Source organism: Paenibacillus sp. NPDC101420, from assembly GCF_050277435.1.
Taxonomy (GTDB): domain Bacteria; phylum Bacillota; class Bacilli; order Paenibacillales; family Paenibacillaceae; genus Paenibacillus_AQ.
Window position 1 is genome coordinate 1,987,650 of sequence record NZ_JBNNSE010000001.1, and the last position, 21,575, is coordinate 2,009,224.

17 protein-coding genes and 2 tRNA genes are annotated in these 21,575 nt (G+C 43.4%); 8 read left to right on the top strand and 11 right to left on the bottom strand.

Annotated elements, in window-relative coordinates:
- Positions 1–32 precede the first annotated feature (32 nt).
- The 6 genes from ACQKMP_RS08705 to ACQKMP_RS08730 form a co-directional block, all read right to left on the bottom strand.
- Positions 33–458 carry a GNAT family N-acetyltransferase gene (locus ACQKMP_RS08705; protein ID WP_427469182.1) on the bottom strand — a complete coding sequence of 142 codons (426 nt, stop codon included), beginning with the start codon at positions 456–458 and terminating at the stop codon, positions 33–35.
- Between the two features lie 23 nt (positions 459–481).
- The gene (locus ACQKMP_RS08710; RefSeq protein ID WP_427469183.1) at positions 482–931 is read right to left on the bottom strand and encodes an oxidoreductase; all 450 of its coding nucleotides are present in this window, start codon (positions 929–931) and stop codon (positions 482–484) included.
- A 383-nt stretch (positions 932–1,314) separates the two neighbouring features.
- On the bottom strand, positions 1,315–1,938 hold the full coding sequence (locus ACQKMP_RS08715; protein WP_427469184.1) for a hypothetical protein: 624 nt from the start codon (positions 1,936–1,938) through the stop codon (positions 1,315–1,317).
- Positions 1,939–2,789: 851 nt separating this feature from the next.
- Positions 2,790–2,878, bottom strand: a tRNA-Ser gene (locus ACQKMP_RS08720).
- Positions 2,879–2,885: 7 nt separating this feature from the next.
- Positions 2,886–2,961 (bottom strand) — tRNA-Asn (locus tag ACQKMP_RS08725).
- 153 nt (positions 2,962–3,114) lie between these two features.
- Positions 3,115–3,867, bottom strand: coding sequence for an MBL fold metallo-hydrolase (locus ACQKMP_RS08730; RefSeq protein ID WP_427469185.1), 753 nt, complete (start codon positions 3,865–3,867; stop codon positions 3,115–3,117).
- 126 nt (positions 3,868–3,993) lie between these two features.
- Between ACQKMP_RS08730 and ACQKMP_RS08735 the strand changes: the two genes are divergently transcribed.
- Entirely contained in the window at positions 3,994–4,425 is a 432-nt protein-coding gene (locus ACQKMP_RS08735) for an Lrp/AsnC family transcriptional regulator (RefSeq protein ID WP_427469186.1), read from the top strand.
- Positions 4,426–4,625: 200 nt separating this feature from the next.
- On the opposite strand, the gene ACQKMP_RS08740 is transcribed toward ACQKMP_RS08735, so the two are convergent.
- Positions 4,626–11,453 carry an S-layer homology domain-containing protein gene (locus ACQKMP_RS08740; protein WP_427469187.1) on the bottom strand — a complete coding sequence of 2,276 codons (6,828 nt, stop codon included), beginning with the start codon at positions 11,451–11,453 and terminating at the stop codon, positions 4,626–4,628.
- A gap of 203 nt (positions 11,454–11,656) precedes the next feature.
- On the opposite strand from ACQKMP_RS08740, the gene ACQKMP_RS08745 reads away from it, so the two are divergent.
- Entirely contained in the window at positions 11,657–12,295 is a 639-nt protein-coding gene (locus ACQKMP_RS08745; RefSeq protein WP_379423118.1) for a pentapeptide repeat-containing protein, read from the top strand.
- A 13-nt stretch (positions 12,296–12,308) separates the two neighbouring features.
- Here ACQKMP_RS08745 and ACQKMP_RS08750 read toward each other — a convergent pair whose 3' ends face one another.
- The gene (locus ACQKMP_RS08750) at positions 12,309–12,779 is read right to left on the bottom strand and encodes a SprT family protein (RefSeq protein ID WP_427469225.1); all 471 of its coding nucleotides are present in this window, start codon (positions 12,777–12,779) and stop codon (positions 12,309–12,311) included.
- Positions 12,780–12,899: 120 nt separating this feature from the next.
- On the opposite strand from ACQKMP_RS08750, the gene ACQKMP_RS08755 reads away from it, so the two are divergent.
- Together ACQKMP_RS08755 and cmpA are read left to right on the top strand one after the other, a co-directional pair.
- Positions 12,900–13,262 carry a hypothetical protein gene (locus tag ACQKMP_RS08755; RefSeq protein ID WP_042124766.1) on the top strand — a complete coding sequence of 121 codons (363 nt, stop codon included), beginning with the start codon at positions 12,900–12,902 and terminating at the stop codon, positions 13,260–13,262.
- A gap of 65 nt (positions 13,263–13,327) precedes the next feature.
- The gene (gene cmpA / locus ACQKMP_RS08760; RefSeq protein ID WP_094874036.1) at positions 13,328–13,465 is read left to right on the top strand and encodes a cortex morphogenetic protein CmpA; all 138 of its coding nucleotides are present in this window, start codon (positions 13,328–13,330) and stop codon (positions 13,463–13,465) included.
- Between the two features lie 75 nt (positions 13,466–13,540).
- Here the strand turns inward: cmpA and ACQKMP_RS08765 are convergent, their stop codons facing one another.
- A complete protein-coding gene (locus tag ACQKMP_RS08765; protein ID WP_156113060.1) occupies positions 13,541–13,711 on the bottom strand; it encodes a hypothetical protein in 171 nt (56 codons plus the stop codon).
- A 122-nt stretch (positions 13,712–13,833) separates the two neighbouring features.
- The gene (locus ACQKMP_RS08770; RefSeq protein WP_427469188.1) at positions 13,834–17,196 is read right to left on the bottom strand and encodes a DUF5107 domain-containing protein; all 3,363 of its coding nucleotides are present in this window, start codon (positions 17,194–17,196) and stop codon (positions 13,834–13,836) included.
- Positions 17,197–17,370: 174 nt separating this feature from the next.
- Between ACQKMP_RS08770 and ACQKMP_RS08775 the strand changes: the two genes are divergently transcribed.
- Complete coding sequence (locus ACQKMP_RS08775) at positions 17,371–18,264, top strand: helix-turn-helix domain-containing protein (protein WP_427469189.1); 894 nt, start codon at positions 17,371–17,373, stop codon at positions 18,262–18,264.
- Between the two features lie 79 nt (positions 18,265–18,343).
- Here the strand turns inward: ACQKMP_RS08775 and ACQKMP_RS08780 are convergent, their stop codons facing one another.
- Complete coding sequence (locus ACQKMP_RS08780) at positions 18,344–18,838, bottom strand: DinB family protein (RefSeq protein ID WP_427469190.1); 495 nt, start codon at positions 18,836–18,838, stop codon at positions 18,344–18,346.
- Positions 18,839–19,006: 168 nt separating this feature from the next.
- On the opposite strand from ACQKMP_RS08780, the gene ACQKMP_RS08785 reads away from it, so the two are divergent.
- The 3 genes from ACQKMP_RS08785 to ACQKMP_RS08795 form a co-directional block, all read left to right on the top strand.
- On the top strand, positions 19,007–19,570 hold the full coding sequence (locus ACQKMP_RS08785) for a CGNR zinc finger domain-containing protein (RefSeq protein WP_042185500.1): 564 nt from the start codon (positions 19,007–19,009) through the stop codon (positions 19,568–19,570).
- 138 nt (positions 19,571–19,708) lie between these two features.
- Positions 19,709–20,794, top strand: a complete 1,086-nt coding sequence (locus ACQKMP_RS08790; RefSeq protein WP_427469191.1) for a stalk domain-containing protein — start codon at positions 19,709–19,711, stop codon at positions 20,792–20,794.
- Between the two features lie 188 nt (positions 20,795–20,982).
- On the top strand, positions 20,983–21,575 hold a 593-nt coding region (locus tag ACQKMP_RS08795; RefSeq protein ID WP_427469192.1), incomplete at its 3' end, for an acyltransferase family protein.

Here is a 21,575-nt window from a genome sequence, read left to right on the forward strand (position 1 = left end):
TGATTTTAGGTTTATGCCTTCCTCAAGCCACCTTAATCATAGCTAAGATCCTTCTTGTAGTAAAAGTGTTTACTTCCAAGCGGAGCATCTTCGATAGTTGCAATTACTTTATATCCATACTTCTTATAAAATTCGGGCGCTTGAAAACTGAATGTATCTAATTTGATAAAAGTACATTTCTTTGCTTTGGCAACTTTCTCTGCTTCTTCCAATAATCTTTTCCCGTAACCTTGACTACGATAGTTATCATCCACCCACAAAATACCAATTTCCATCCAATTCCAACATATCGCACTGTTGATACCGGCAACAATATCTCCGTTATCATCCTTCAAGCATAAATTTATCTCCTCATAAATGCCGTTTGGTACTTGTTTAGAGTTGAATTCAATAAGTTTTTTTCTGACGTAATCTGTTTCTTCATTTGAGCTATAAAGTATCTTAGGATTAATCGACATAAGTTCCTCCTGATGGTTTATCTCTAACATTGAATCTCCGCAGTTCCAAAAGTCTCATTTATAACTTTCTCGTACTCATCCCATTTAAAATAAAAAGGCCCAACATCAATAGCTTTATTGCTGGGTTCCCGTTTGAAATCTCTCCATATGATAAGATCCTCTTCTTTCTCAATAAATACGGATATAAAGCCACACTCTTTATCTCCACACCAAGGGCAGACTAATATTGGGTATCTGTAGTACATATATTCATGCATTTGGTTTAATAAAAAATAGTTAATCATTTTCCTTTGATGCTGTTCACTCCCCCACCCAAGGGACGGAACCATATCATGCCTTTTCAGCATTTGATAAAGAGACCTGCCATCAATTATTATGTCAGCAAATTTGGTATTTTTATTTCCTTCTTGATCCGGATCAAAACTATCATATCTACTTGAAGGTTTAGTTTGTAATTGATTTATAGTTTTCATGTTCCCTCCTCTGTTTCTTGCAGGGATTCTATCTATCTTTTTCCTCGTGCACTATACGAAGAGTTTTAAGGCAGCTTCGCCCTCAGCGTGAAATTAATGTTAAATGGTATAACTGACTGAATTGAATTACATAATATACAATGATCCTCCTAAGTTTTTCTTCGCTATTTCTTTTCATGTACTATTTCCTAACAGTTTTGAATTTAATTTTGATTCTTTAGTATACTTAATTTCTATTAAACCTTTTATAGTGTTTTTAAGCCCTCTGATTTTCTTCATGTTTCCTACATTTCTTCGATGACTCCAGTTAAAGTTTCCATGGAATCAGGGTCATCCTCATATTTAAAAACTCATTGTTAGGTGATTTATTCATCTTCCTCGAGTTAATTAATGAACAGTTTTCCTTCTGAGGCATCAAGAAAATATTCTGTGTTCATATATAGTGGATGTACTGGGTAACTTACATTTGATATGTTACCTTTTATGTTAATCTTATTTACTATTATTGCGTTAGGATAATTCAGTTTTAAAAATCGTTGGCGATCTAGATTAACCTTTACGCTTCCCCAAGCTAAAAAAACAAATTGATATTGCATATTTATTTTTCTAGTCTGAAACATAATTTCGTTGGTTTGAGTTAATCTTTTAGAGAGATTCACAGCTTCTTTACTGTTTTTCTCTCTAATATTAAAAAGGTTTTCAATATGAATTGTATATCGATCAGGTAAGGAAATATTATTACTTGTATATAGTCGTTGAATCAATTTAAAGACTTTATTCATGGTTCTATCTGACTTTGTCAAAACAGGTTCACCTGTTTCATATTCACCGTTAATTAACTGATTGAATATAACATTTGAATCAGGACGTGCATCACCCGGATTCATCATTACTATTAAACCAATCGCTGGACCTGGACCAGATATAGCTTGAAATTCAGTATTATATCTAAATACTTTAATCCCTTCCGAAGTTTTAATTGATTTATACATTGCAAATGTATTCAATCAGTTAGCCCCCTTTTTCACCTTTTCTACGTTCATGACCCGCGAAACTTGAGGCAGCATGCTGTCGAGCCAACTTCCGCAGACTAAAGATGAGGTAAAGAACGTGAATACTGTATTATGTATTCATCGTATTAATATATATTTTTTCAAGATACTTATATTCTTCTTTATTAAATTTCATTTCTGGAACCTTTTCTAACCAAGTCACCTTTGTTCCGATCATCTCATAATTATTATGCTTTATGGGAGAATGATCGACTCCGATTCGTCTCCACTTAATGTAATCCCTACTCATAATGACCTCAGCCACAATTAAAGTACATGATAAATCACAATCATCCGGACACATAAGTATCGGTACTACCTTACACTCTTGATTTATTGTGAATCTCTGCTGAACAAAGTTTGCTTCCTCATCTAGATTGATCCAATCTACAATTGTCGGTATTAACCCTAAGAACAATTCTTTGGGGTACAATTTATGAAGTATTAAATCAAGTGGCTTACCGTCTATTAAAATAACATAGTGGTCTTGGTTAATATATTGACTTTTAGCCTCTATCACTGAGATATTATTGATATTTTCTCCCTCTCTCTATTTAATTCACTTGTCAATTCACAACTATGCGCCGACTTATCAAGTAAACATTCGCCTTTTCCACTCTATTCACCTTCCAAAATATTGAATATGATCACTGATAATTCAGATAAAAAAAGACAAATCACACATCCGCGTGATCTGCCCCAGGTACTACCTCAATTCCAGATAATTCGAATTTAGCCACCTCAAATAAATTCATACAACAAAAAAAGAGCCCCCATAATGGAAGCTCTTCTTATGTAATTCAGAACGGAGAGAGTGGGATTCGAACCCACGCACCGCTTACGCAGTCTAACCCCTTAGCAGAGGGTCCCCTTATAGCCACTTGGGTATCTCTCCATAAAAATGGCTCCCCGAACAGGACTCGAACCTGTGACAACTCGATTAACAGTCGAGTGCTCTACCAACTGAGCTATCAGGGAACATTAGAAGTAAATTAGAAGTGAACATGAATTAATTTATCATGATTTGAAGGTCTAGTCAAGCGGGTAAAATAATTTTTGTGATCGTTTTCAAATTCATGCATTATTTCTGCCATTAGCTAGATATAAGAGGGGATCACTCCCCCCTTTAGTTTATGCGTAACACCATTCCCCGTCTTGCGGAAGCTGTACTCGATCCCGTAGCTCCTCCTTCTCCAAGTGAGCTTTTAGCTTATCCCGGGTAACAAGGCAATGGTTGATGGCGTCCATGTGTACAGCGATCACCTTAGTAGAAGAGGCATATTCGCATAAGTCTACGACATCCTGCTCATTCATTGTGATATGACCTCCGGTTAAAAACTGCGCTCCACCAGCATTAACGATCGTCACCTCAGGTTTAAAGGCATCGAGTGCAATCTTCACCTCATCACACCAAATCGTGTCTCCTGCCAAATACACAACTGATTCGTTTTCCGCCTGAAAGACAAACCCGGATACCTTCCCCATCAGCTTGCTAATCTCTCCGGTTCCATGCTGTCCACCGGTACGTGTTATAGTTACTCCTTGGAATGTCAGCTTATCGGTGATTTCCGAGACGTTCTCAAATCCCTGCTCTACTAGGGTATGCTTGTCCCCCTCCTGACAAAATAACGGGAGATTATGCGGCAGCAAGGAAACGGCAGCGGCATCCCAATGATCTGGATGAAGATGCGTGACTATTATTGCATTAGGATTCAGCCATTTTTCTACTGATCCCGGTAACAATACAAGCGGATTCCGACGGTCATTTTCCGTATTAAAAATGGGAGGATTAGCGCCCTGCTCACTCAACATAGGATCGATCAGAAATGTACTTCCCCCATACTCCATCCATAGGGTCGCGTTGCGAATATGCTGTATTTTCATCGTAAGCCCTTCTTTCTTTCAGATATCTTCTGCTACAATTAATTATAGTTGGACCTTGAAACAGAATACATTGAGATTGGAAAGAGATTGGCCTGTTCAACTTTCACGCAGAAAGGATTTTAAATAATGACGAGTTCTTATTCCATAGATGATGTGGATTTTCGCATCTTAGAGCTTCTAATTGATGATTCCACGATCAGTCACAGAGACATTGGGCAGCAAGTGCATATGACAGGCCAAGCAGTGGGTGCACGTATTCGCAAAATGCAGGACACCGGAGTGATTGAAGGCTACACCGTCCGCTGGAATCCAGATAAAGTTGGTGAGGCGATCAATGCCTTTATAACGGTCTTTCTAGGTTCGAATACGGTACATCCAGCCTTTCAAACATTCGCAAAGCAGCATGACAGCGTAAAAGAAATGCATCGCGTCAGTGGAGAAGGCTGCTATTGGATACGCGTTCGTGCCGGAAGCCAAGAGGATTTGAATATCTTTCTCGACGAGCTGCTAAAGTTCGGAAATTACAGAGTCAATTTGTCGATGGGGAAGCTTAAATAAGGCTGTATCGCCTATGAGGCCGCTATCGGAGCTAGTTGACCTTATACGCAGTATAATCGAATATTCGGCATACTAACGGACCCTCTAGTCGCTATTGGCATGAAAATAACCAAATATGTTCTGGCAGACAGTCTTCGTCCAAAAAACGCAGAGCAGCTATTCTTCAATTACTGGAGAATAGCTGCTCTTTTAGTAGAAATTTAATTCAATAATCCGGCAGCTTTAAGTAATCTTGTTAGGATCACGGCTGCCTCTGCACGGCTAGTATCACTGCCAGGCGCAAAGCTATCTGCCGATTGGCCTTTCATGATTCCTTTTGCTGTTAAGACATTCACAGCCTCTTTAGCCCAAGTAGAAATAGCAGATGAATCTGTAAATACATTTGTCGCAGGGTTAGCTCCCGATTCTCCTGCTCCAAGGTTTAACAGCTTCAGTGCCCTAGCTACCATAACAGCTATTTGCTCCCGTGTAATAGGGGCGTTCGGACGGAAGGTTCCATCCTCATAGCCTTGAACCAGTCCTAAGGCTGCTGCAGCTCTGGCGTCTGCAGCATACCATGATAAATCAGACACATCACTGAAGGTCTTCGTTGTGTTCGCAGCGGCTAGGCCTAAAGAGCGAATTAGCATAGCTGCGAACTCAGCACGACTAACGGAATTCTGAGGTGCAAAGTTATCTGTGGATTGTCCGGTCAAGATCAGTCGACTGGCAAGCGTTTCGATCTCGTTCTTTGCCCAGTGTGAAGAAATATCTCCAAAAGTTACAGGATGTTGTGCAACGACGAATATCCCGCTAGCACTGCTGCTCTTAACAGTAACCTTGGTCAACCCGCCTACGATCTCGAATAATGCAGGTACATAACGGAAGGAACCCGTCTGCTCATCGTAAATAAGGACTACTCCCGTCTTTGCAACCAGTGCTCCCTCCATCATAAATGTACGATCTACATACGTAGTGCCGAACCCATTAGCAGCTACAGTGTTTTTGCCATCTGTGACCCTTAAGGTGACACTTGCCGGAGTTCCTTGCACATTAAAACCTTGCTGCTTAGCCTTGGCAAGCAGTTGTTCCAATCCTTTTCCGTTTAGCGGATTTAGTTGGAACTCTAAAGTGCCTGCCGGCATTTGTGCAGCTTTCAGCACGCTCTCCACGAGTCCTAACGGAAAGCGATAGCTCATATCGCCACTGGCAATGACAAGCACCGCATTCGGGCTAAGTGCTGCTGCATCGCGTAAAGCTTCTGCGCTAAAGCGAGCTATACCCTCTCCGTTAGCTGAAATCTCGATAAGAGCTTGCCCAGCAGTCGCCTTAGCTTTTAGCTGCGCATCATGATTAGCAGCTGGTGTTGGAGTTGGTGTAGCGACAGGTGCAACAGGATTTACTGACCCCGCCGGATCAGGAGTACTCGTTGGTTCAGTCGGATCCACAGGATCCGTCCCACCATTAGGTAACACCACCTCAACTGTATACACCCTCTTATCGTTGCCAACAGTTACCGTGAAGTCTGTGCTTCCCGCTTTAACTCCATGAATACTGTTGTTTGTAAAAGTAGCAATGTCACTGCTCATAAAATTAAGTGTAGCTTGTGTAGTAATATCCGCTCCTTCTTTGTCCAACACCTGAAGAATAGCTGACTTTCCTTGTTCTAGTACAACAGGTCCGCTCTGTCCATCTGCTAGCTTGATGGAGAAAGGTTTAACAGCTGTGGCTATCCCTTGATTCTGTTCAATGATGCTAAATTCAGGAGATGCATTGGACAGGAGGTTCATCCGTTCACCACGAATAATCAAGTTGTCGACGAGCAGGTTACCTTTCAGATTTTTCGTTACTTCTATACCGCTCGTACCTGCACCGTCTAATACATTATTCGTCAGAACAACTCCATCAATCGTCGTGAGAGCGTTTCCCTCCAGATTACCGTGGGCAATCAGGCCAGAATAGGTGCTGTCGAGCGCCGTATTGTTACGGATGAGTACTTTTCCTTTTAGGTCGCTCTCACCAGCGTACAGCCATAACGCACCGAGGTTTACCCCGTAGCCCGAATCATAACTACCTGTGCGAAGCAATGTATTCCGCTCAACGATTGTCGTTCCTTGGAACGGCTCTGCGGAGAAACGGGTAGATACAGCGAGCCCGGCTCCATTAGTTACAGTGTCTTTTACCACGTTATCTTGAACTTTGTTATCTTTACCACCGAAGACCACAATGTTATCGGCCAACCATGGCAGTGAGACGTTATTAAAACGTGCCGTATTGTTATAGCTAAAAGTCCGTTCCGCGCCATTCACTTCATTCAATTTGGCATCTGTGAACGACCACATCGCAATACCATCATCCCCTGGATAGCGGATGTCACTTTGTTCCATCATGCTGTTGCCAGTGCCTACAGCAAAGTTAATTCCATCCGCCATCAGATTGCGGATTCGAAGACCTGCCATATACAGACCATTCGTACGAGCCTTCTCACCAATAGGTTGTGTTAACCACAAGCCTGCTTTGGTATGTTCAATCCATACGTTCTGAATGACCGAGCCTTGGCCAAAAGCACCATGGAAGGCGTTAGTGAACGCTTCATCATCCCGTACATTAATGCCACCTTCAATCAATAGATCGTATACGCCAACCTTATCACCGTGACCGTAAAATTTGGCGCCATTCAGAACCGTATACCACATGCCTGCTCCACGGATTTCGGCTGTATCCAGATCCAGCAGACCCTCTCCGACATTAAAGGTACCTACCGGGAACCAAACCCCTTTCCCTGTTGCCTTCGCTTCGGCAAGCGCTGCCTTAAAGGCTGCGGTATCATCTCCCTCATCATTGGCTACTGCTCCAAAATCCGTTACAGAAATAAAGCCGTCAGGGCGAGTCAACTCAGGGGCTACCTGCTCCATATCCACCAAGTCGATGACGTATGAAGTCGCTTGGTCTCCTGTTCCCTTCTCTAAACGAATGGTTGCTCCGGCAGGAGCATCGCCAATCAGAGCATGAATTTCATCAAAGAAGCGATGTCCACTACCTTGACGAGGATCATTTGACCATGGGTAGCTGCCATATTCCCAAGCATATTTTGAAGTCAAATTAAGCTGTTTCTTAACTCCATCTACATATAGAGTCAATGTTTCTTCAGCACCAGCACCATCCGAGCTGTCCGGAATGGAATAGCGCAGAACAATAGAATTAGCTGCTTCTGCAAGCTTGAACTCTATATAGTCCCCAGTATTCTTCAAGGCGACGGCTTGTCGTCCAGAAGCCTCAGAAGCCATAGTGCGATATTTCCGCGAAGGACCGATTAGTGTTCCGTTAGTCACTGCATCCTCAGCTTCATAGCTAATATAAGGAACTGTTGCCCCGCGGTAAACTTTGTTCACGCTATTTTTTACTGTCAGGCTATCAATGCCTACTTTATTCCAATCGATATTGTCGTTGCTTAGAGAAACGGTGTTGATTCCTGCACGCAGCTGCAGCTTCACCTGTACAGTCTTCCAAGAGGAAGTCTTGACCACGTTAACTTTATCTGATTCCTTCAGGCCGTTCACCTCAAGCAACAGATCTGTAACAGCGCTGGAAGTGTTCTTGTAACGAACAACGGCATCATATTCACCGGCTTGCTGGGCATTGACTGCAAACCGTATAACATGATCGCCTTGGAATGCTTCTTCTCCTGTATAAATTGCATCTGTAGGGATAGGCAAGAAGCTCCAAAGAGTGCTATCGGTTCCCACAGCAGAACCAAGTTGAACCGCCGATGCGCTGTGAGTAAGAAAGCCCGTTCTATCAGCACTTAGCAGGAGGTTGTAGCCTAACTTCTCTTCCAGCGTCCACTGGGAACGTTCTGTTTCCCCGGAAGATAACAAGACGACTTGATCCCCTTCATTTAAAGAAAGATATTGCTTCGTCTGAACATTCATTATGCGTTTACGTCCATTTACATCCTGAACGATCCACTGGGAGTGAGCCGTCTTATCAGAAGCTTCTGCAAATACGATTGCCCCTTCTTTTTCTGCCAATACTTTTCCAGTCGTCCCTTTCGGTACGATTGTTATAATGTTGGTATCGTTCTGAACTGGAGTTGTTGTATTGTTGTTGCGCAGTTCTCCAGACGGAGTAGTAAACTCCTGTGGAGCTGCTTCAAGCTTCCATTGAGCTGAGCCGTCACTCTCTAGTAGGAGTGCCCGTTCAGCATATCCCGTCTTATTCGCAATGTTTATTAATTCATCGTCGTACTCTCCATAGAGACTACGAATGGTGTAATTCGTATAATCGGAGGCCAAGCTTACTTCCCATGCAGATGCCCCGTCTATAGCCGGTTCCGCATTACTGCTCTCCAAGTAAGAATAATCCCCATTCACTGTTAAATAATGGCCTGTTGCTCGATTGATGATCGTCTGTTTGCCGTCTTGCACAGATATATTCCAATGCGAGAATCCATTCTCTGCTGACGGCTGCCCGTACAGAACAACTCCGTGCTCATTCTCGTATAAATACTCCCCACTACTTGCATTCTTAAATCTTACAGGGTAAGCAGGGATCGGTGGCGCAATTGCTTCAACGGCTTCAGCGGCAAAATGAGCACTGTTTCTATCCGCTGCATCGGGAGCCTTACTGATCTTTATAATCGGATTCCCATTCTCGTCAGAAGCCCCATACATATAGTGGCCAGCCCATCCACTCTTGAAAGTAGTCAGACCTGAAGGCTGCATATCCACAATCCACTTAATGCTGCCCCATACATCATAGACGGTTTGCAATGTCTGAACGGCAACATTAGGCTCAATCTCATCTACTGCACCACCTATATGCTCCAGGGAGAGGTAACGTCCAGTACCTTTATTTTTAATCTTCACAGATCCATTGCTGCCAGCTATTTCTTGCAGCTGCCAGACAAAGGAATCGTCGTTAATATCAAGTGGGCCATAAGTAGCCTGACCTACTGTCACATCCTCGTTTGCAGCAGCTAGAGGTGCAATTTTTGCATCAGAGATTGTAGGTTCCACCACCTTATCCTGCGGCACCATTGCTTCAGTGTCCTGTGAATCATAGACAGATTCAGTGACAGTCTTAGATTCTAGCAATTTCTCTAGTACATTTGGAGAAGTCAGCAAAGGACCATCTTTAAGATACTGATCCTCCCCATTTACAGTGTCTAGCTTAAAGCGGAATAAGTCCTGCTTTTTCTCTGTGACAGTAACGAATCTCCACTGTGGACTGCCCCAGCCTGGATTGATCACACCATACTCGGCGTATTTAGTGAGATTTTGAAGTGAAATGAACTTCTCAGGGAATTTATTTGGTTCCTTGTCGAGAACACTGCTAATTACGTATGTGTTGTCGCCAATATTTTTGCCTGTCCATATAAATTCCCGCTCCACATTATTCCTGTCTGGAAGCTCAGTGACCTGAATATGGCCATCTGGCATGTTCACTGTGTTAATGTAATGGCCTGTTTTCTTATTCTTGAATAGCTTGCGGCCATTATATTTCTCCACGAGCCACTGATCGGAGCCATCCTTCTGCATATTTCCATACTTCAAGAGGCCGTCAGCAGACTCATACCAATAAAAAGACTTCCATCCATTTTGAATTCGATAATATGGAATGGTTCCATCAGTCGGTATATTGGGATCTAGAAGCTGCCACTGGGCGCTCAAGGAAGTCGCATCCCCATTTGCTCCAGCATTACCTCCACCCAAGGTAGAGATATAGATGTCTTTGCTCTCAACATTTTCTAGTGTCAGGTAATCATCATAATCATCAGAATCTTTAAATTTCCACTGATCCGATGGCTGACTTTCGCTGATCTCTACAGCCTTGGCTGTGCCGTCAGTGTATGAAATATAATGATTAGTTTCCGCATTACGGATACGCTTATTGCCATCATAATCCTCTACATACCATAGATAATCGGATGAATCTGCATCCTCTGAAGCCATAACGCCATGCTTAAGCTCGCCGTCTGCAGCTTCATATAAAAAATCTGTAGCTACTTGTGCATCTGTATAAGTAGCCAATCGTACCGGCTTAAATTCAGAAATCGGCACGATGCTCCACTGCGCACTTGGATTAGAGGCTGATCCCGGCCAGCCGTTAGAGCGCACGTTATTGTCATCGTTGAATTGTGGATTTAGCCATAACGGACTCCCACTATCAGTTAAACCACTGTTACGAAGCGTAATAAAGCCTGTTCCATCTGGATCTGGTGCGCTCTCTTGGAACCACTCACTTAGCTTTACATTATTCGTATCGATTTCTTGTGAAAAAACTCCAGCCCAAGTCTGCTCATTCTGCTTAATATAATGACCCGTCTCACGGTTACGAATCATCAACGTTCCTTCGTCCGTTCCCTGATCAAGATACCACTGGGCTGCTTCATTTTTCAAAGGCTGTTTGCCGTAGAGAACATTTCCTTTTTCGTCCTCATACATTACCTGACCGGGACGCATCCGGCTTTCCAACCGTACAGGTACTGTTCCTGCGTTAGGATCGATAAAAGCCCACTGCGGACTCTCAAACGTAATATTGATATCCGAGCTTACTTGCGCGTAACCAAGCTGATTCTCCTCGTGGATAACCAGTTTACTCTCTGGCACTGTCGCACTGCGGATGATCATATATCCGTTTCTATTGGAAGTATCGATCAACCATTGATCCGTAACACTTCCTGATCCTTGGAGATCTGCCGCCTTTAGCGTATCCTCTTTGCCGTTATTACCAGCCATTGTAATGTAGTGGCCCGTCTTCACATTCTTAATTCGTGACAGACCATTTACCGTCTCCACTGTCCAATGCGATGATGTGTCCGCTGGATTGGTCATGCCATAACGCACGATACCATCAGACGTTTCATATAAAAAATTATTTTTCCACTTATTCTTGATGAGTACCATCCCTGATGGAATTTGCCCTGCGCCTGTTCCTCCAACCCCTTCTGCTCCTACGGAACCGCTACCGATTCCCATCACAGGCAAGCTTGAGAAAATCAGCAGCATCGCGAGCAGACCCGCCATCGCGGACCTGAATCGTTTCATAAATGTGCCCCCTCTACCTAATATGGACTTCCCTTCCATCTTAAGTTGGTAACGCTTACAAAACGATGTGTGATTTTATCCATAAAAAGGTGTATTTGTACGGATCTCCCGATAGGCCTGAGTACTACTGAAAATTGACAAATCCGCTGAACCCGATGATAGTTAATTTAATTAGAAACAAGCATTCATAAATGGAGGTACATATGAAATTCAAAATGGAATCACCTAAAATAACAGATCCAGAAGCTCTACTCCCTGAGCAAATATACTCGCTACAAACCAAAGATGAATTCAGTCGTTGCAGCATAAGCGATACAGTTATTGATAATCAAGAAGCTAACAAGGTCAGCTTTGATCAAGTGATTTTTAAAAATGTAACGATTACCGAGTCGTCTCTGACTGGAATTGAGCTGATGGATGTTGTTTTTGAGCGATGCGATCTGTCCAATGTGGATTTTACGAATGCGATTATTCATCGAACCGAATTCCGAAACTGCAAGCTTATCGGTACGGACTTTACAAGAGGCAGATTCCAGAATGTACGCGTGGTCGATTGTATCGGGGATTTTGCAACATTTCGATTGGCTAATCTGAAGCAGGTTTCTTTTGAGAATAGTTCATTGATGAGCTCTGATTACTACCAATCCAATTTCCAAAAGGTCAGCTTTAGTGAGTGTAATATTGATCAAGCCACATTGTCAGGATCAAAGCTTAACGGGATCGATCTTAGTGACTGCGAGTTCAGTGGCTTGATCGTGGATATACAAGATTTAGAAGGGTGCATCATTTCGCCTCAGCAAGCTGTTTCTTTTGTGGGATTGATGGGACTGGTTATAAAATAACGCCCTTGTCTGCTTACTGGACTTCCAGCGCTAATAGCTTCAGCTTACCTGAACATTTACCGCAGCGGTAGCGCTTTGGATCTACTTTTCGCTTACGCGGATACTCCATAGCACATGCTGTACAGATCAGCTTGTACCGATAAGGGAGTGACTTTCGAGCTTTCGCACCCGGCAATGTCTGACAGTAGCGACTCCCGCCGACTTGTGCCAGCAGTCTTTTGAAATCAGTGTCACGATGCATATACCCTCGCTTCGCCAAATGCAGATGATAATGGCAGAGCTCGTGTTTTATAATCTTCTCCGTCTCTTCTCTACCGAACATAGCAAGCTGATGGGGATTAATCTCTATATTATGGCTCTTGGTAAAATATCGACCGCCTGTTGAAGATAATCGGCTGTTAAAGCTTGCCTTGTGCCTAAAGGGTACGCCAAAGCTGTCCCGTGATACCTGCTCAATCCACTGCTGCAGCTCTTCGTTGCTCATCGTTTCCATAGCGTTCTATCACAAGTCCTTTCCACGGGAATTAAGATCTCTACTTGAATTGTAACTTGTGCATAGGCTAAACTGTCAAGAAGGAAGACAAGTACGGAGGGAGAATGACCAATGCCGAAAATGCGGTATGTAATTTTGCAACAACATCAAGAATTGCAATTCGTGGAAATGCCCGAGGAATATGCGTACCAGCTAAGTGCACTCAATTTACGTCTAAACAAAGAAATCGACAAGCTGACAGCCGATAATGTACCAGATCTGCCCTTGGCCATTGCTGAGTGTGATTCACTGGATCTGCTGCGTGAGGACTACTCCTTGGAGTCCGGTCTGGATTATATCAATAGATTGGAACAGGCCTTTGCCTCTGTACAGGAGCAGAAGAACTATCCACTTATCTCCCTGCTGACCGAGATTCGGGCGCTGCAAGCTCAATTAGAGCAGTGGTACGAAGAGGAAGCAGAAAGCATTCTGTAAATCGTCACCTTTAGGCTCATTTCTCCATATGCTAACTTACGTAAGCAGTTAGAGGAGTGATACCCTTGCCACAGTGGCTCTGCCATCAACTGATGAAAGCTTATTACAAAAAAGACCGCCGTCAGATCAAGCTGCTGAACGAGTGCTGGTTCTTTTATCGTAATTCTGCGGAATCACCGGATTCCATCCAGAGAAATTTATAGGATTCGTTAAATTCAAAAATCCATCCCGCTACTTACAGGGGATGGATTTTTGTATAGGATTCGTTGGAATCTGAATTAGAACATAGGGAATACATATCTGACCAAGAAGAAAAGTGCTCCGAAAAAAATAATAATATAAGCAGCATATTTAATAAAGGTAGATGCGACAACACTGGAATCCGATTTCCGTTGCACCTCTGTATGCTCCACTTCAACGCTTCTATCTTTATAGCCCGGTTCCATCATCAATCTCTCCTTTCGAATATAGGCTGGTAGATAGTCTCCATTAACCCGGGGCTTTCAGAGTTGAAACAAAATTCCAAATCAAACCAGTTATTTTCCGGCATCATGGAGCTGCTTTATTTCTTTTATGATTTCAAGCACATCGCCTTGTGAATTCGAGCTCCCTGATGGTTCGGCTCCAAGTGCAACGCTTCTTCAAATCGTTCTTTCGCTTCTGCCATTTTCCCTAAGCCTAATAAACCTAAACCCATCATGAACAAGCAATGAATTTGATTGCGTCTGTTCAGATCGTCCTCGAATACGAGGAAATCAGGCAATGATACGGCAAAATAGTCAATCTTCACATCATCAAAAAGATGTCTCTCTGCGAAATCAATCAGCTTGTTAAAACGACATTTCGCTTCCTTCGGATGATTCAGCTGTCCCCATGCTAAGCCCTGATAGAAGATCATTTCTGGCGGCTGATCGTTGTAGTACATCGCGCTGGCTGGTTCTTTCAAGCCTTGAGACGCAATCGCCCAGTGTCGTGCAGCTTCTTGCATATTGCCTAATCTGTTATAAGCCACACCAAGCTCGTAATACACATTATTCTCTTGCGCACCATCGAGCTTACCCTCACCTAAATTCTCTGGATAATGAAGCGCACGTGTTAATAATGAGATAGCCTCTTCATATTGGCCTACCTGATTCGCCTGCTTGCTCAGTTCAACAAGCGCCAAAACATATTGCCCCGTAGCTTTCCCTTCGCCACCTTCCCATGGATGGAATTGACGTCGTAATAGAACAGACAAAGCCTCTTCATGCTTGCTAAGCCAATTCAGTAGAGTCACATATTCAAGGTATAGATCATCCCGCTTCTCCACCAGCTCCATATGCTGCTGCAGTCTTGCCATACGCTCCTGAGCAGAAACACCCATCTTCTTATACAATTGGTCCAGCTCGTAGAATACTCTCGCATCATTCGTATTGCACTGGAAAGCTTGTTCAAGTGACTGCAAGGAAGTCTCAGCATCATTACGCTTATTGTAATAGGCAAGCGCAAGATTACGATGAACCGTCGGGAAACGATCATCAAGCGCGACGGATTGCTCCCAATGGCGAATGGCATCGTCGGTACGTTTTTTATCATAGAATAGATTTCCTAGATAATAATGAGCCTTACTATCTAGCGGATTGCAGGCAATCCCACTTTCTAATACCTGCAGCTCAAACAAGCTGTTCGGGAAGCAATAATCAGATGATGCTGCTTGAGCAAGCTGAAGCTGCGCTGTCGCTTCTTCCTCATGACCCATTTTCTCGTGTACATAAGCCAATGTGTAATGCACCATCGGATAATTGGGTTCATTCGATGTCCTACGAATTTGCTCTAACACCTGTGCAGCTTCCTCGAACAATCCACTACCTGCATAATCGGAAGCTAGATTTAAATAGTTATGCACATCGTTTCGCATGAACCGTGCAAGCTTCATCTGAGCCTCAGCTGCTTCCTCTTGTCGCCCGAGCAATGTAAGCGTAAGCACTCTCTCATACGCTGCCCCGAAGTCCGCGATATCTAGTTTCAATGTCTCCTCTGCGAATGTAATCGCCTCAGAGTAACGTCCAAGCTTGCGTAAAAGTGCTGTTTTCACATGTCTTGATTTATAGTTTCTTGTGTTACGTGCCAAAGCTCTAGTTGCGAGCTCCAACGCTTCTTCATACGCCCCTCGTTCACAAGCAATTTGACTCAATGCATAGTATCCACTGTCTTGGAATGCTGCAGACCATACCGCCTTGTAGAAGGCAGCAAATGCTTCTTCCTTGCGATCCTGCAGTCTGAGAACTACACCAAGCTGATAGTACGCTTCACTATCATATGGATTCGGATTGCGCCAAGTCAGCGATCGTATAGCTGTACGGAAATGTTCTTCCGCTTGCTTAAACAATCCTCGACGAAGCAGCAGCGTCCCATAAGCCACATTAAGCCGAATATCGGATGCATCTCTTCTTAAGCCTTCTTCATAATAATGCTCTGGCTCGAACGTGGCATGACGGTATTGCTCCAGGTGAACTCCAGCCAAATACAACTGCTCTGTGCTTTTTAATTCTTCCGGTAGTGGAAGTGGCTTGGCTGCATCTGGAACCTGTTCAATGCTAGGCTTCGCTGGACGATAAGATATGAGGCTGTTTCCGTTCACATCAAACACCGTTAGGATTAAGTGATGCGGCTGATCCACTTCATCTAACGTAATGACGGATTTATAGGTTAATTCTGGAGAGAGCGTAACGGTATCCTTTACGTACGTTCTATGCTGTCCTCTAAGTTCAATAACCGCTCCCTCGAATACCGAAGTTCCATAGGCCATCACAGTGGCAGTCCATAAAGTCTCATCCACCTCAAGATTAACGGCGGCATCAATAGAAGCATTTTTCACAACACCGATGTTCTTATATGGCATGAAATATTGTGTGAATGACTTCTCTTCATACGGCTGGAGCCAAGTGAAATCGGGTTGATTATCCGTAAATACCCCTGTCATTAATTCAATGTAGGGTCCGTCCTCATCGGTTAAATTACGGTCCCACGCTTGACCAAATTCGCCATTCCCCCAAGTCCACTGCTTTTTACCCGGAGATACATGGTGATTCGCTACGTGAAGCAGACCCGCTTCAACCCCATGATCATAGCCACCCACGAAATTATAATCCGATTTATAAGCCATGTATGACGTAGGAACAGGAATATTTTTATAGCGCGAAATATCTACACCTTCGGAATAGTCCATCTTGTAATACGTTCCTGTTGCAATAGGGAATCTGGACACATCACGCTTACCATGGTCGAATACGGCTGTGACATCCGGTGGAAACACAGATTGCGTATGGTCATTGACTGCAACCGCAGGGTTTGCCCACCATAAGAAGGTTTGTGGCTCCGAAGTTCGGTTATATAGCTGTGCTGTAACTTCGAGATAGGCTTTTCCAGGATGCAGCGTGAAGCCAGTTGTGACCTTCGTTCCATACATCCGGTCAATTTCACTCACCCATACGGTTGCACTGCCATCTTCATTCTCCGTAATTACATGCTCCACAGGGCCAAACGTGTTCGGACGATGATGCTGCGGCCAGTTAAATTCAATTCCACCTGAAATCCATGGTCCTGTCAGACCAACAAGCGCAGGTTTAATCACGCGATTATAGTAAACAAAATCATAATTGTTCGTCTTATCCAGAGCACGATAGATACGGCCGCCAATTTCAGGCATGATCTCGATGCGTACATATTCATTTTCGAGCATTACCATCTGATACGATTTCATTTCTTTCTCATCCATAATTTTATCAACCACAGGATGTGGATATACTCGCCCCGAGCTGCCTTGATAGACTCGCTTCTCGAGGAACATTGGATTTTTATCGGGTTCACCTGTTTCATAGGTAGGAATTTCAATCATTTCCTCCCATATGCGGACGCTGTTCGTTAAGATTGTAGAAGGCTCTTTCATACTCATTTCGTTCTCTCCTCCTTCGTGATATAGCTCTAATTTATCGTTGTATGCGCTTTTAAACAATTGACGATAATCTGTAACTGATGGACAATATTCTTATCCTAAAAATAATATTCTCCTTATGAATAGGTTGTTATTTCAAATAAATAAATTATGTTCTTAAAAAGGAGGGTTATCATGACAGATATTTCATTAAAGCCGGATGGCTTCGATGAGCAGAAGCTTTTTGTGCTGCCCGATTTCATGATGAATGAATTACTTGAGAATCCGTTAACAAATTCCTTCTATGTAAGTGACATTGGCTGCTTCCCAAGAGCGAAGTTTCATTATCGAGAGCGTCCACAAGGATGTGACTCGCATATTCTTATGTATTGCGTAGAGGGTGAAGGGTGGATGGAGAGTCATCACAATAAGCTGATTCAAATAAAAGAACGGCAATTAGCTGTCATTCCTGCCGGAACACCCCATCGATATGGTGCTTCAGATGTGAATCCCTGGACGATCTACTGGATGCATCTAAAAGGAACGCATGCCGCTGCGTTGATTCAAACTTATGCCATGGACGTAGAGCCGCTAACCTTTACACTGAACCTTCATACCCAATGGATCGAAGATTTCGAGCAATGTTATGCCCTGTTATCGGATAAGCCTTATGCGATGCGTAATCATATCTATGTGTCTCAGTGCATTCGTCATCTGATCAGCCACGTGGGATTGAGTACCATGAACTCTGAGCAAGATAAAAAGAACGAACGTTATCTTGAGCAAGCCATTCGCTACATGACAGATCGAATCAACAGCTCCATTTCACTCCCGGATGTAGCGAAGCATATGGGGTTATCGAAGCAGCATCTAATTTATCTATTTAATCAAGAAACCGGAGTTCCCCCGATTGAATTCTATCTGCGCCTCAAAATGCAGCGTGCCAGTCAACTGCTGGCATTAACCGATCTACATATTAAAGAAATCTCTAGTGCTATCGGGATGCAGGACCCCTACTACTTTTCTAGATTGTTCAAAAAAATAATGGGATGCTCGCCGACTCAATATCGAAGCACCCCAAAAGGTTAAAATAAAGAAAAGCCACACGCCCGCTGCACCAGGTAAACCAGTATAGTGGAGTGTGGCTTATATTTGTATTGTAGAGGTTCTAATTAAAACTACGGTTGGAAACCCAGGAGCCTTGCAGTTTACGAAGCATAATAATTTGTCCGGTGTGGTATGAATCATGCAGGATAAGACTCATTACCTCTTCCCCTGGGGCATGACCCGATCCACCCCAATCATACGCGCCTTCTTCCAACGCCTCAATGATTTCTCTAAGAGCAGCGTGCACATCCTTCAGGTCTGCAACGGCCTTCGCCCATGCTTCTTCCCCTTCCGTTGTTACAGTGAAGGTAACATCGTTGCTTTCAGCATCAGGTTGTTTGGGCAACCCTTTTAACTTTCGCAGCAAACGCACCTTATAATATGTTAGATGGTTAACCGTCTCCCAGATGGAATTGACTGTACTCCCCTCTGGCTTCCAAAGTGCCTGTTTACTGTCCACACCTTCCAGTGCATCACTTAACGGTGGGGCCCAATCCTCGATATCCATGCAATAATCCCAATTTTGCAGCAGAACCTCACTGATTTTATTATGCATGTTCAACCTCCTAATATTAACTAAATTATGTAACTACTTAAACCATCATATAGTGGTTACATTAAAAATGTAGCATATTTCCAGCGTTCAATCAAGTAACTAGCTAATCACAATTTTAACTGTTACAATCGTTGTAATCGAGAGTTGTGCGGAAAGGATGAACAGGACTTGTTGTGGGAGGATTTCATTAATAGTTACTGGCGGGATTGGCGAACAGGAGATAAGAACAAGGATCGGGATGAACTCGAAGATCCGGAGTGGATTGCGAAATGGCTGAAGAAGCATGCACTGCTAGAAACACAGCTGCCGAATACGATAGAACTGGAACAGCTAAAGAAGCTTCGATCCCTATTATGGGACTGGGTACAGGCTATTGTACAAGGAAAATCGATGGATGGAGAAATGCTGAAGCAGCTCAATATCTATATGGACAAGGGTCCTGTTACGCGGCGAATGGTATGGAAAAGTGCCGAGCAAGCGGAGATTTCATTATTGCCACTACATAGCGGTTGGGAGCAGGTGATGGCGGAGATAGCGGCGTCTTTTGCGGAGGCTTTGCTTGAAAAAGAACCCTCAAGATTCCGTATCTGCGAGAATCCTGATTGTCTCTGGGTGTACTATGATGATACACGTAACCGTTCTAAGCGTTACTGCGATGACAAGGCTTGTGGCAATCTCATGAAGGTGCGGCGGTTCCGGGCGCGGAAGAAGGCTGAAAAGGGTTCGGAGTGACTATTAAAGGAACTCTTGCGGGATGACGAATTTCGATCAACCTTTATCCCCCCCAAACTTTTCAACACTCCTAATACGTCTTGCTAGTAAGTGCGCTAATAACACACTTATTACAACGAAATGGAGCGTGAACAAACAATGAAAAAGAGCCCTTTTAACGTATTGAAGCTTGGTGTAGTCGGATTAACGGTTGTGGGAATAAGCGCTGGCATGTTACCAATGAATGGCACTGCTTTTGCTGATGCAGTGAACACGACTAAGCCTGCCATCAATGCCCCGATTTCAGCTGTAACGATTTCCACCATCAATAACACTGGGATCCAAATCAAAGAAGTAATTCTCACATCTTCAACGGAGCTTCTGAATACAAATATTAAAGTGCCACAGATCGTAGGTATGTTGGATACGAAGGCTCAAGAAGAGATCAACAGTGTCATTCTCTCTAATGCGCAGAAAGACCTTGCTCTTTGGGAAAAGGATGCAACTGAAGCAGCTGCAGACGCTAAAAAGGCTGGTTTTGAGTATCGCCCATATGAGCTTAATATTATTTATGACTTAAAGGAAAATAAAACGGATAACCCTTCTGGAATGATATCACTTGTCGTTACTTCTCAAGGTGAAACTGGTGGAACAGGTATGCCTCGTGTAGATACATACAATGTATTTAATACGAAACAAGCGAAGCGGATTGCCTTGTCAGATTTCTTTGGAAACGACTTTAAGGAAAAGTTGAATGCCGGTATCCTTGCGAAGATCAATGAGGAACCTGAGAACTATTTTATTGAGGATTTCAAAGGGATCGACGAAGAACAAGGTTTTTATATTGAAAATGGTGAGGTTGTCATCCTCTTCCCTAAATATAGTATTGCTCCAGGCGCCATGGGAACTCCTGAATTTCGTTTCAGTACCCATATTACGAACAACCCGAAGCTCGATTTAAGTACAATAGCTACATTTAAGAATGCTAATGGGGTTTCAATGGTGTCATTACGAGATGTGGCGAATCGTTTAGGATATGAAATCAAGTGGAATCAAACGTCGCGCTCAGCTGAGCTAAAGAAAGGTGCACAGTGGACAAATGTTACCTTAGGTAAAGATTCTTACTTTTTTGCCAAAATGGCACCTGTCACTTTAGGCACTGCTCCTATCCTAAAGAACGATACGATATACGTTCCGGTTAAAATGGTTACGGATATTTTACGTGTGGAAATTAAGAACGGCTAATTGGGCTAATGGCATTCCAGAATGATTTTTTGTTCTAGAATGCCTTTTTAAATTCATAGGCACTTGTGTACCGATTTCTGATCCATTCATGGTCACTCCTTTATTTACCAAGAGAAGTTAAGAACTTTTTTAAGTTAGTCATACGTCTTGCTGACATAAGACAACTGATGACGAAGGAATGAACTACCATGAAAGAAATCAAGGTTACACCACCGACTAACTCTTTAGAACCTGACAATTCCACGACTAGAAGGCGTTATATGCCGGGAATAGATGGACTTCGAGCACTCTCTGTGATCGCAGTTATCGCGTATCATCTCGACCTCAATTGGGCTCCAGGAGGACTTATAGGGGTCGGAATATTCTTCGTTCTGTCTGGATATCTGATCACGGATCAAATCATCCAAAGGTGGAAGCAAGACCGACGGTTCGACCTTAAAGATTTCTGGATCAGAAGAGCGCGACGGCTATTGCCTGCTATGTTTGTCATGCTTTTTGTCACTGCTATGTGGCTTCTGTTGTTCGATCGTTCACGATTAGCAGCATTACAAGGGGACTTTCTATCTTCAACGTTATACTTCAATAACTGGTGGCTTATTTTTCACGATGTATCTTATTTCGAGAGCTTTGGACCTCCTTCTCCTATCGGTCATTTGTGGTCGCTCGCTATTGAGGAACAGTTCTACTTCATTTGGCCATTGGTTATTATTGTAGGGTTACGCCTTGCACCTCAGCGAGGTAAACTCATTGTGATGTGTCTAACAGGGGCATTCCTCTCGGC

Coding starts and splice junctions, on each gene's coding strand:
- ACQKMP_RS08750 (WP_427469225.1), bottom strand. CDS start 12,779: ATGAGCAACGAAGAGCTGCAGCAGTGGATTGAGCAGGTATCACGGGAC.
- ACQKMP_RS08705 (WP_427469182.1), bottom strand. CDS start 458: ATGTCGATTAATCCTAAGATACTTTATAGCTCAAATGAAGAAACAGAT.
- ACQKMP_RS08770 (WP_427469188.1), bottom strand. CDS start 17,196: ATGAGTATGAAAGAGCCTTCTACAATCTTAACGAACAGCGTCCGCATA.
- ACQKMP_RS08780 (WP_427469190.1), bottom strand. CDS start 18,838: ATGCATAATAAAATCAGTGAGGTTCTGCTGCAAAATTGGGATTATTGC.
- ACQKMP_RS08730 (WP_427469185.1), bottom strand. CDS start 3,867: ATGAAAATACAGCATATTCGCAACGCGACCCTATGGATGGAGTATGGG.
- ACQKMP_RS08775 (WP_427469189.1), top strand. CDS start 17,371: ATGACAGATATTTCATTAAAGCCGGATGGCTTCGATGAGCAGAAGCTT.
- ACQKMP_RS08765 (WP_156113060.1), bottom strand. CDS start 13,711: ATGATGGAACCGGGCTATAAAGATAGAAGCGTTGAAGTGGAGCATACA.
- ACQKMP_RS08740 (WP_427469187.1), bottom strand. CDS start 11,453: ATGAAACGATTCAGGTCCGCGATGGCGGGTCTGCTCGCGATGCTGCTG.
- ACQKMP_RS08790 (WP_427469191.1), top strand. CDS start 19,709: ATGAAAAAGAGCCCTTTTAACGTATTGAAGCTTGGTGTAGTCGGATTA.
- ACQKMP_RS08755 (WP_042124766.1), top strand. CDS start 12,900: ATGCCGAAAATGCGGTATGTAATTTTGCAACAACATCAAGAATTGCAA.
- ACQKMP_RS08710 (WP_427469183.1), bottom strand. CDS start 931: ATGAAAACTATAAATCAATTACAAACTAAACCTTCAAGTAGATATGAT.
- ACQKMP_RS08735 (WP_427469186.1), top strand. CDS start 3,994: ATGACGAGTTCTTATTCCATAGATGATGTGGATTTTCGCATCTTAGAG.
- ACQKMP_RS08745 (WP_379423118.1), top strand. CDS start 11,657: ATGAAATTCAAAATGGAATCACCTAAAATAACAGATCCAGAAGCTCTA.